The 11,320-nt window shown below is 53.3% G+C and carries 8 protein-coding genes; all 8 read left to right on the forward strand.

Translation table 11 applies throughout. From position 1 onward, the window contains the following. The first annotated feature begins 931 nt into the window (after positions 1–931). The 8 genes from AC50YM_RS20340 to AC50YM_RS20375 all read left to right on the forward strand — a co-directional run bounded on the left by AC50YM_RS20340 (position 932) and on the right by AC50YM_RS20375 (position 10,848). A complete protein-coding gene (locus AC50YM_RS20340) occupies positions 932–1,705 on the forward strand; it encodes a CgeB family protein (protein WP_494958742.1) in 774 nt (257 codons plus the stop codon). 5 nt (positions 1,706–1,710) lie between these two features. Then, complete coding sequence (locus AC50YM_RS20345; protein ID WP_494958743.1) at positions 1,711–3,030, forward strand: hypothetical protein; 1,320 nt, start codon at positions 1,711–1,713, stop codon at positions 3,028–3,030. A gap of 302 nt (positions 3,031–3,332) precedes the next feature. Continuing rightward, on the forward strand, positions 3,333–4,469 hold the full coding sequence (locus AC50YM_RS20350) for a lipopolysaccharide biosynthesis protein (protein ID WP_494958744.1): 1,137 nt from the start codon (positions 3,333–3,335) through the stop codon (positions 4,467–4,469). Beyond that, entirely contained in the window at positions 4,459–5,664 is a 1,206-nt protein-coding gene (locus AC50YM_RS20355) for a glycosyltransferase family 4 protein (protein WP_494958745.1), read from the forward strand. Before AC50YM_RS20350 ends, AC50YM_RS20355 begins: the two co-directional genes overlap by 11 nt. Before the next feature lie 291 nt (positions 5,665–5,955). Next, positions 5,956–7,476, forward strand: a complete 1,521-nt coding sequence (locus tag AC50YM_RS20360; RefSeq protein ID WP_494958746.1) for a tyrosine-protein kinase domain-containing protein — start codon at positions 5,956–5,958, stop codon at positions 7,474–7,476. Between the two features lie 94 nt (positions 7,477–7,570). Further along, positions 7,571–8,689, forward strand: coding sequence for a glycosyltransferase (locus tag AC50YM_RS20365; RefSeq protein ID WP_494958747.1), 1,119 nt, complete (start codon positions 7,571–7,573; stop codon positions 8,687–8,689). Positions 8,690–8,709: 20 nt separating this feature from the next. Continuing rightward, the gene (locus AC50YM_RS20370) at positions 8,710–9,804 is read left to right on the forward strand and encodes a glycosyltransferase (RefSeq protein ID WP_494958749.1); all 1,095 of its coding nucleotides are present in this window, start codon (positions 8,710–8,712) and stop codon (positions 9,802–9,804) included. Between the two features lie 180 nt (positions 9,805–9,984). Beyond that, positions 9,985–10,848 carry an ATP-grasp fold amidoligase family protein gene (locus AC50YM_RS20375; protein ID WP_494958748.1) on the forward strand — a complete coding sequence of 288 codons (864 nt, stop codon included), beginning with the start codon at positions 9,985–9,987 and terminating at the stop codon, positions 10,846–10,848. The last annotated feature ends 472 nt before the right edge of the window (positions 10,849–11,320 follow it).

The raw sequence follows: 11,320 nt of genomic DNA on the forward strand, positions 1-11,320 counted from the left end.
GCTTCTTTCAGCCGGTAGAACAGTGCGTCAACAACACTATTTTCCCAGCTCAGAAGCACCTTTCGTCGCTTAAACACACCCTGCGGGCCCCACCCTCATGAAAACCCCGGGTTAACAAAAGGCATTTAGCCAGCGGGCCAACTCCATCCGAGGGCTACGACGAAAAGCAACCCGAGAGCACCGTTGAGGATTGGTCAACCGGTGCCATGTTGCGGGGGCATTGGCGAACCGCGGTCACACCTTGGCAGGTTGGCATCGTCGAAGTCCTCCCACCTATTCAGCGGGGGAGAGCGATCCGGCCAGATCGTGACAACACCACCTAGCAACTGAATACGAAAGGCCCGACGGATGTCTGGGCGGCATGCCACCAGCAGCGGCACTGGATCGCTCAGCGGAGGATAACCAAGCACCTACCATGGACGGCGAAATTGTGTGATCGGCGACTGCATTTGTCCGTCGCCGAATAGGAGGAGGGGCAAATCTTGGCAGGAACCTTTCTGCTGTATTCTTGTCCGGATGACTGCTGTCTGGGCCTTCCTACAGTAGTGGGGGGCTTCTTTCCTTGGTGCAGGCGGACCGCGGGTTCACCCTGGGCTCAAGCGGAGACGCGCGTCAACCTGACATTTTCGGGGCGACTGCCTAAGTCTCAAGTCCAACTCCATCTGAAGTCCTAAGAGCCACGGGTGTGTGTCGCATGAAAATATTGGTCGTAGGTCATATGAGTCTGGGGTCCAACTCTCGGAGTCTGGCGGACGGATTTGTTCAGGCTCAGCACGATGTCAGGTGTGTTGATACATCGTTTGCCGCCCATCCTCCTCTGGGTTCTAAGCTCTGGATGACCAAGAGATGGCATCGCCGTGTAACCCACTCGGCCAACCGAGACCTGGTCGGGCGTCTCCGTGATGCTCAGGTTGGCTTCAAGCCAGATCTCTTGATTGCCATAAAGACGACGCTTTTCGATCAGGAGTCGCTCCTCAGCACTCCGGCGGCTTTGCGTGCGCACGTGTCATTTGATGATGTTTCCAACCCGGACAACACGAGTCCCTCCTACATGGCGGAAGAGACTCGTTGGGACGCGATTGTTACTACGAAACAGCACAATGTGGGGGAGTTGAAGAGCCGAGGGGTTGAACACGTCATATCTATACGCGGAGCTTACGATCCTAGCTATCATCGGCTAACGACCCCATTTGGAAAGCGGCCGTACACAGTTGGTTTCATTGGAGCTGCCCGCCCCGATAGGAGAGACTTACCGCTGAAGATGGCAAGGGCCTTTCCCGACAACTCTGCCGTCTTCGGTCCCCGCTGGAACCGGCGATACCCCCATGGAGTTGCCGGTGTCGAGGTTCGACCCGGAGTCAGCCTGGATGAATTCACCACCGCAGCAAACTCGATTCGAATGGGAATAGTGTTGCTCAATTCTGAAAATAGAGATACACACACAATGAGATCCTTTGAAACTCCGGCATGTGGTCAACTCTTCCTCGGACAACGAACTATAGAGCACCAACACATGTTCGAGGAAGGAACCGAAGCTGTCTTCTTTGATTCTGAGGATGAGTTGTGGAGCAAAGCGTTGGAACTGGCGTCGCGGCCAGAAGTGATGGAGCGGGTGGCTCAGGCAGGACACAGACGCGTTGTTAATGGAAGCAATACTTATCAGGATCGGGCCCAGGAAATCGTCCGCGAGCTTAGGGCGCAATGAATGATATGGGTGTATCTATCCTTCCGTTGGTCACAATACTGTCGCTGATTCTGACTCAAATAATTATTGCCAAAAGGCTGGGTAAGGTCACGGGACTAATTTTGGGCGCTCAATCCGTTTTTTGGCTTCTTGCGTTCTTCGGCATGCCTTTGTACTTATTGATTGCCCAGCCAACCCTTAAGCTAGAACTGGCCGATCGCCGAATATCATTCCCAACCTACGACTCTGGAATGGCGCCGGTTCTATGGATATGCGTACTGGGACTGGGGATCTATGTTCTAACTCTATGTATCTTCCTGAGATTGAGGCGTGGTCAGTCCTCGCCCCTTCAGCGAGCAAGAGTGCTCGCAACTCTCGAGAAAATACGACCTGTCGCGTTTTGTCTGTGGTGCATTGGCTGGATTGGGCGAGTTGGCGCCATTATTGGGAATTCTTCATTAGACTCTGCGTTTTCGACTTTTGCGACAGTGGGTTCTTCTCTGCTGATAATTTCTGTGCGGGAAAAGAAGGAGCGGCTGGTAAATCCGCTGGTTGGAATGTTGATTTCCGTAGAGATGTTGTGGGCATTCAGTTACACCTCCAAGGCAGCCCTGATGATTCCCTTGGTAGCACTCTGCGTGAGGTGGATGCTTAGACACCAGTCCGCTCCAATGGGTAAACGCCTGATGATCGTGGCGGGCGTGGCGTGCGTGGGTTTTCTTCTCCTGCAACCGGTCAAGGGGATCACAACGGCGGAACAGGTGACCGCGCGAGCAGATGGCGATTTTGCCGAGGTAAAAGGAGCGGCAGTATCGATACTCGAGCGATTCGACGGGTTTTCGGCTGTAACAGACGCGTTTGTGATAAACCCGGGAAGCTGGTTGTCACCGCCGCAATTCGCTGAACGCCTATTTACAGCGGCCATCCCGAAAGGACCCCTTCAAGGCCCGCGACTGTCGACCGGTCAGTTTTGGACGCAAGAGGTACGGGCGCAGTCTAATCCAGGCCAGCGCGTCACCGATGTGTCGCTGGCGGCGGGGGGCACAGCTGAAGGATTTGCCTTTGCTGGCTTGATTGGCGTCATAGTCGAGAACTTCCTGCTCGCACTCATAACTCTGGCCGTCACGTTGGGATTTCAGTCCGGACGTGCGGGAATAATGCTGTACACAAGTAATTTTATTTTCTCAACAACGCTTTACGAGCAGGGGCTCATTGGGGTAGTTTCAAGTTCCAATAAAGCCATGCAGGTCTTAATAGTCGGCTTCATTCTTCTTGTACTCTTTTCCGGTGTTCAGACTGCATTGCAGAGAGCGCAGCCAGCTAGCCCGGATATCTCTATCAGGTAAGAATTTGTGCATAGAGCTTTATGAGTCCTAGTTTTGGATCAATATGACCACCGTAGGTGTCCCTTCTAGCTGCGAGGCATGGGGAGGTCGATCCATATATTTATTCAGATAATTATTTAAGGTGGGGCATGTCCGGGTCACGGTCAGCTAGGCGCATAATCCGGGGGATAGGGGCCAATGGCTATAATCAGGGCATCACTATCCTGATTCAGTTAATCTCTGTCCCACTGTTCATAGCAGTCTGGTCGATGGATCGGTACGGCCAGTGGTTAGTAATTTCAGCTATACCCGCATACCTGGCAATGACTGACTTTGGCATCGTTATGACTGCGGCCAACCGCACGACGATCCTCCTCGCAGGCGGCAATCGTCGCGCTGCACTCAGGGCATTCCAGAGCTCCCAATTATTTCTAATGGCTACCTGCAGTCTCATAACAATTTTGGGCTTCTTCCTGCTAGTCGCTCCCGTCATAACGGTGGTCAGCTTCGAAAGCCGGTTGGCCCTTTACTTTCTTATTCTCGCCCTTATCGTTGGTCAGATCAGCGGTCTAGCCGAGGCAATTTTCCGTGCAACTGAGCGATTTGCAACGGGGGTGACGTGGAGCGCCACCACGAGACTAGTCGAGTGGCTGGGCGGTTTGACTGGTCTCCTCGTGGGCGGCAACTTCGTTTCAGTGGCGCTCGGTGGACTAATCGCCAAGTCGGCCGCGACAGGCTTAATGATCGTGCACTCCAAGCGTTGCCAAACCGACCTGAAGTATGGATTGGGTTCGTCCTCGCTGGCAGAGGTGCGGAGCATGTTGCGGCCGGCAGTCAGCTACATGTCCTTTGCGGCTTCTAACGCCCTGTCGTTTCAAGGGTTGACCATCTTGGCGGGAATCTTCCTCGGCCCGGCCCAGGTGGTGATATTTAGTACCTATCGGACGTTGAGCAGGCTGGCTGTTCAGGCCACTTCGACACTTAGCCACGCTGTTTGGCCGGAGTTTTCCCGCATGTTTGGAAGATCGGATCGCGGTGCTCTAAAGCTCGCCTACCGTCGAACCTTGCTGATCGGTGCGGCACTGGCCGTTACCATCAGTCTCGCAACGCTCGCATTTTCGTCGTCATTCTTGGCCGTGTGGACCCATGGCCAAGTCGATTACGATGCATCGCTGATGATCCTGTTTTTGGCCTACGCGACAGTTGCGGGGGCGGGCCACACGCCTCGCGTACTGTTGATGTCCACCAACGCACACGGGGCTTTAGCCGTTTGGGGCGTTTCATTCAGCGTAGGGACAGTCCTATCTTCTGCTGTTTTGGTGGCCGCCTTTGGCATGCCTGGGCTTGTGTATGGGATGTTGGGCGGTGAAATCGCTCTATTTTTCGTAGCATCTTTGCTCGTTGGGCGCTTTATCCAGAGGGAAATGAAGTTAGAAGAGGGAGTCATTCATGCGCATTGAACTTTTAAGCCCTGGGAAATTTCATAGTTTTGACCTAGCTCGTCAAATGCAAGATCGTGGGCACCTCCAAAGGATCTTCACGGGCTATCCGAAGATGAAGCTGAAGGACGAAGGTATTCCGGATACCAAAATTTCGTCATATCCTTACTTTATTGCGCCTTTACTTGCATTGCGACAGGGTGGGTTGTCGCGTAGCCGGCTCGTTACTCAATGGGAGTACATAAACACTCTTACTTTGGCCAAATGGGCCAAAGGTAAAGTAGGCGACTGCGATGCCTTTATTGCAATGTCTGGTTCAGGACTTGAAGCTGGAATAGAAGTTCAACGGCGTGGCGGCGTCTACATATGTGACCGGGGATCCGCGCATATTAGGGTGCAGGATGATTTGCTCCGTGAGGAACATGAACTTTGGTCATTCCCCTATCAAGGCATCGATGCCAGAATAATAGATCGAGAAGAACGTGAATATGAAGTCGCCGACGCAGTGACGGTACCGTCGGCCTTTGCGCGCAGATCCTTCCAGCAGCGTGGACAAGATGGTCTTACGGTGCGAACCATTCCTTATGGTGTGGATCTGTCTCGCTTTCGCCCGGGTGGCCAGCCCAGTTATTTGCAGTTCTCTGTTCTTTTTGTGGGTCGGGTCACGCTTCAAAAGGGTATCCCCTACTTGCTGGAGTCGTTCCGACAGCTTCGTCACCCTAATAAGGTCCTACGTATCGTTGGACCTTTCGAACGAGATTTCCTAGACGAAATTAACCGGCGGGGTCTCGTTCCCGACCGAGTTGAATTTCTCGGGTCAATACCTCAGTCGGACCTAAACCACTACTTCAGTACTTCGGATATCCTTGTGCTACCCAGTATCCAGGACGGATTTGGCATGGTCATGGCCCAGGCGATGGCGTGCGGATGCCCCGTGATAGCTTCCGAAAACACCGGGGCCGAGGACCTCTTTACGTCTGGAGTTGAAGGATACGTCGTACCAATTCGAAACTCGAGTGCTCTGGCGGAAAAACTTCAACGACTTGCAGACGACGCTAGCCTGCGCTCAGACATGAGAACAAGGGCCCTGCAAAGGATCAAGTCAATCGGCGGCTGGGAAGACTATGGGTCTACGATGATGAGTCTGCTCGCCGAGCTGGTCGGAAACGACTGTCCGGGGCCGTGCTCACCGACCGCTGCCCCTGACGTAGACTAAGTGTGTAGTCAGCGCTGAAGCCTCTTAAACGCATGCGTTTTGAGCTAATCTGTGTGAATTTCAATTGTAAGGTCTCTATTTCCTGAGATGTCAAACATCTTGAAGCACACGCGGATAGAGGTGCACTGTTGACAACCGGCGCTGTAGTCTTTGCGTCGGAAAGTGTGGTCCACGCCGCTAGATTTTTCGACGGCGGTGCTCGCGTCTATGATTGTCTAGACTGTGCGAAGGACCCCATCGCCTCGGGTTCCGCTCGGCAGGCCTGAATCTTCTAATTGGGGGGACCTTAGTTTGGACCTGCGCGACTTTTTTCGTATTTTTCGGCGAAACTGGATATTCATTGCATCTTTGGCACTTATTGGACTACTCTCGGGCGCCGCAGCATCCATCATCGTGCAGCCGACGTACACGTCGCAAACACAGTTATTTGTTGCGATTCAAAGTTCTGGGTCCGTATCCGAGCTTCAGCAAGGCAATACATTTAGTCAGGCGCGGGTTCAATCCTACGTGCGAACTGCGACGACTCCAGTTGTACTTCAGCCTGCCATTGACACCTTAGGTCTCGATGTGACCGCATCCGAACTTGCCTCGAGAATCGAAGTGAGCACCGATCTGAACACAGTCATTATCAATATTTCTGCCAGCGACGCTTCCGCTGTCCAAGCGGCTGCAGTAGCTCAAGCTGTTGCGGATAACTTGATCAAGGCTGTGGACGCGTTGGAACGGCCGCGAAACTCTGGAGCGTCGCCTGTTAGCCTCTCGGTCATCACGCCGGCTGAGGCTCCGACATCGCCTTCTGGGCCCAACACAAGATTAAACCTAATTCTCGGGCTACTTATTGGGCTGGTGTTAGGTTTTGTAGGTGCGATAGTGCGGACCTCCTTTGACTATCGAATCCAGGGGGAATCCGACCTTAGACAACTGACTCCCGCTCCAGTTTTAGGTGGGATTGCCTTCGATCCAGGAGTAACGCGGAAGCCCTTGCTGACGCAGACCGCTGCCCAGAGTCCTCGCGCCGAATCGTTCCGTCAGCTCCGGACGAATTTGCAGTTCGCCAACGTGTCCGGGCAAGCGAAGACCGTACTCCTGACATCTTCCCTTCCAGGCGAAGGCAAAAGTACAACGGCAGTGAATTTGGCTATAGCCCTGGCTCAGGCAGGAAATTCGGTCTGCCTCATCGATGCGGACCTTCGACGGCCGATGGTTGGTGAGTACTTGGGGTTGGACAGATCCGCTGGGCTAACGACCGCACTTGTCGGATCGGCCGATGTCAACGAACTACTCCAACCCTGGGGTGAGAACGAGCTCTTCGTTTTAACTTCCGGCCAGATTCCTCCCAATCCGAGTGAACTCCTCGGATCCGAGGCGATGAGGGACCTTATAGTTCGGCTTGAACACACATTTGACGCTGTGCTCATCGATGCTCCACCCCTGTTGCCCGTAACGGACGCTGCCGTGCTTGCCCAACATGTGGGCGGTGTAGTGATTGTTGTCGGCTCTCAGAAAATCAAGACCCAGGATCTGCAGCGGTCGCTGCAGGCACTGGACTTGGTTGGAGCGAAGCTTCTCGGCCTAGTGCTCAACCATCTCCCTACAAAGGGACCCGACGCATACTCTTACAGTTACTGGAGCCACGACGCCCAAAGTGAGGCAAAGGATCTGAGACTTAAGTCAGGCGGGTCCCAAGGGCAGGGAAATTCGCTTAGCGGGAACGGCAGGCCGAGTATTCCAGCCCCAGCGCCAGATGAAGCTATGACATCCAGCCTCAACACACGGACGGCGTCAACCTTTCCCTCTCACCGAATCGGCTAATCTTCATCTCCATAGCTGGCCGTAAAGCTATTCGGCGAAGAGAATTCTTGGGGAAACGGATCAGAAATCGACTGATGGATAGAGGACGTCACAAATGACCCCGGTAGTTTACGTTCTGGGTGCTCACCCAATGAACGGTTACAGCATGCGTCGGTACACGGCAATGCTCGAAGAAGCGTACGGCAAAATTGGGTACGACGTTCGGGTGCTAAGACCTACGGGACGGTTTAGCAAAGGGGCTAAAAGGGGCTATGTTCGAAAGCTAATAATTTACGTCGAAAAGCTCCTTCTTTTTCCACTGGTGTTGTGGCGAATACCCAAAAGCGCGCTTGTCCACATTGCGGATCATAGTGATGGAATTTGGTTGCTTCACCCAAATATGCGGAACCGGCGTGTGATATTGACTTGTCATGACCTTTTTGCGATCGATGCAGCGGACGGCCTAATCAAGGAATACTATCCGAAACGACTAGGCCGTTTATATCAGAGATTTATCAAACGCGGAATAGCCCGTTCTGGACGAATCGTTTCTGTTAGTGAATGTACCCTCAAAGATGTGACGCGAAGTTTTCCTACGATTCCGGCAACCGTTATTCACAACCCACTGGGCGAACGATTTCTGTCCGTCACTTCTTCTCGTCCTGGCCGATATGCTTTAATCGTAGGTGCGGTGGACTGGCGCAAGCGTCGCGCGCTGGCAATCGAAGTCTGGATCAAGCTTCGTCAAGAATCTAGTGGGGCCGTTCCCTTGGTCATGGTCGGTCCTGAGCTCACCGAAACCGAGAGTATGTTGCTTCGTAACGCCCAAGTCGATTCTGCCTTGGTATCTGTTAAGTCGAACGTGTCGGAGGAGGAACTGTTAGAGGTCTACGCCGGGGCTGCGTATCTGATCCTGGCATCTAAGTACGAAGGCTTCGCTTGGCCAGTCATGGAAGCTAACGCTTTCGGTGTCCCAGCACTCTGTGCAAATGAGCCGATTCTGCGTGAGACCGGGGTCGGCAACGTATTCTTTGAAGCGGAACTTCAAATGAACGACTGGAACTACATACGGAAAGAACTCCGAAGGATACGTCTAGCGCCGCACCTAGCAAAAAGGGCACGACTGTTTACGCACGCAGCATTTGCCGGTGCATTAGCCAATAACTTAGCGTCGGCTGCCTTAGATAAGGAAGTGCTCGGTGACTCAGCGGTTATGAAAGAATCGAGATACTAGTGCCGAAACTTCTCAGAGTGGTGACGCTAGCCAGTGCTTCCGGGAAATATGGTGGTCCATTTGATACCGCCTCCCGTCAGGCATTGCTGGCCCAAGAACTTGGATTTGACGTCCTCCTCTTCTCAGGGCATCTGTCCCATGACCGCCCGACGTCTAGATCGCTTGCTTTGATTCCGACTAGATTTTTACCAGTGCGTCAGATTATTCCACGTATGGGCTTTGCCGGGTTGTGTTCCTTGCGGATCATTGTAGAACTTGCCAGGGAGATTCGCCGCGCCGATGTGGTTCATATAAGCACGGCGCGGGAGCTGCTGCCCATGGCGGCAATTCTTATGTCAAAACTGTTCAGGACACCGTATATTGTGCAGGGTCATGGCATGCTGACGTCGAGGACCAGCTTCCTGCATAAGGTTATCGACACAGTCCTGGTCCCTCTTGTTAGGCGCTCGTCGGCGGTAATTGCACTCACGCAGATTGAATCGGACGAAGTTCAATCATGGTTGCGACGCGAGCGACCTCAGGTCTTTGTTCTGGGTAATCCGATCCCGCGTGGCGTAGCGGCTGAGTTCCGCAAAGCGCCCAGAGAGGACGAGGCATTGTTTGTGGCTCGGTTACACAAGCGTAAACGAGTTGGCGATTTCCTAAACGCGGCCGGCATTGCAGGCACAGAAGGCTTTTCACATAAGTTCGCAGTAGTTGGACCTGATGGCGGCGAACTCTCTGCCGTGTCAGAGGCCAGACGACGCCTGCCCAATCTTGAGTACGAAGGGGCAGTCTCCTCCGACGAAGTTTCCGTTCGGGTAGCCCGGACAGGCGTGTTCGTGTTGACGTCAGAAAAGGAGCCTTGGGGAAACGTCTTGGCCATAGCCTTGGCAAGCGGAGTCCCTGTCGTCGTGCCTAGATCCGCCGCCTTAGCGACGTATGTAGAAGCGTACGCCGCAGGCATGGTTTATGAGGATCTGAATGTCGGCTCAATCTGTGAGTTAATTCACAGACTATTAAGTGACTCGGTTCTCTACGAATCTTGCAGTGCCGGCGCCTTGCGTCTGGCCACAGAAACATTCGCAGCGAGTCATCAACTGGAAGTGCTGGCCAAGGTATATGCCGTTGATTAGTCGTGCACGGGACGAAATTATTTGTCGCAGAATGGGCGGATAATGTCTTTGAGTTTTCGCTTCCGTCTGGCAAGCTCCCGCGGCTGCGACTTGTTAGAACGAGCTGTGCGAAGAAGGAATGTTCTGGTTGGCATAGTTTCATTTATTTCAGTATCATTTATAATCGCCTAAAGAGGATCCGTGACTGACAGAACCAAAAGACTGGCCAAGCTGGCAATCTCAAAACTGCCACTTCGCCTGCGCCGAAACGTCTTATTTTTTCGAAGTCAAGGCCGTTTGATTTCACGGACGCCCACTTCCTTCTCGGATAAGATTCAATGGCGAATCCTTTATGATCGAAGAGCTCTCATAGCGAGGGGTGGGGACAAGCTATCGATGAAAGAGCATGCGGCTGCCTCTTCCTCTGGTGTCTTTATTCCTGAGACGATTTGGACCGGGGATGATTTGAGGAGCATCTATGCTCACGACTGGGGATGCGAGTGGGTGCTCAAGCCGATCGCGGGTTCGGGGTATTCGTTCTTTGGTTCTGGTTCTCTCGAAGCATCTGGAGCAAACCTGGAAGAAATAGAGCGGTGGCGTCATCTGGACTCCTATCATATTTTCGGGGAATGGGCTTACGGCCAGTCCCGTCCTGGGTACCTCATAGAACGTCGCATAGAGACGGAGTCGGGTAACTCTCCCCACGATTTCAGGTTCTTTGTCTTCTCAGGAAAAGTGAAATTCATCCAAGTAGACTCTCCTCGCATCAATGAGGTTCAGAGGCGATTCTACTCGACAGATTGGGTTGCATTGCCTTATCAGCAGGGAGGCAAAGTCCTTGCGGAAGTCCGTGCTCGTCCTGTTCTCTTCGATGAAATGATTGCTGCGTCTGAGCAGATCGGGCGCGATTATGATTTCATCCGAGTTGACCTGTACGAAACCATGGGGCGCATCTATTTCGGTGAGATAACTCCCTACCCTACCGGTGGCCTCGGACGTTACAATGACCCGGCATTTGACATCGAGTTGGGTTCCTATTGGAAATTACCGACGAATGTTTCATAATTGTCTGTCGTCAATTGCATCGTTTGAATAAGAATTGGTAAGTCGAATGTCCGATCTCACCCCGGATTCGAGGATGGGCGGTCTCTGGCAATACGGGGCCCATCGCGTGCTTTGAGCGACGGACGGTGTTGCTGAGCTGGAAGACTAGTGTTTCTGGCGCTGTCAGGTCGTGAACGGGCGCCGACGAAGCTGGGTGACCATTTGGATCGACCTCTATCGCTCGCTAGCGTCAAGTGTCGTGAGTCCGCGCAAACTTCGGGTTGCGCGGACTATCAGTCTGGCTCTTCGTGGTTGGTGGGGAATTGATTTCGTTTCGTAGCCTAAAAGCGGACCGTGCCCCCGCTGTTATGAGGGTGTCTAGCCCGGATTTTTCATGATGGCCGGGTTGGGGGTCGGTCAGGGTCTGATTTCCTTTTCCGGCTGATTTTGCGGTTTTGGGTGTGCTGGAGGGGCCTGTTGTCGCTGGTTGGGC

The sequence above is a fragment of the Pseudarthrobacter sp. RHLT1-30-1 genome (genome assembly GCF_059383415.1).

Coding starts and splice junctions, on each gene's coding strand:
- AC50YM_RS20350 (WP_494958744.1), top strand. CDS start 3,333: ATGACTGACTTTGGCATCGTTATGACTGCGGCCAACCGCACGACGATC.
- AC50YM_RS20365 (WP_494958747.1), top strand. CDS start 7,571: ATGACCCCGGTAGTTTACGTTCTGGGTGCTCACCCAATGAACGGTTAC.
- AC50YM_RS20355 (WP_494958745.1), top strand. CDS start 4,459: ATGCGCATTGAACTTTTAAGCCCTGGGAAATTTCATAGTTTTGACCTA.
- AC50YM_RS20345 (WP_494958743.1), top strand. CDS start 1,711: ATGGGTGTATCTATCCTTCCGTTGGTCACAATACTGTCGCTGATTCTG.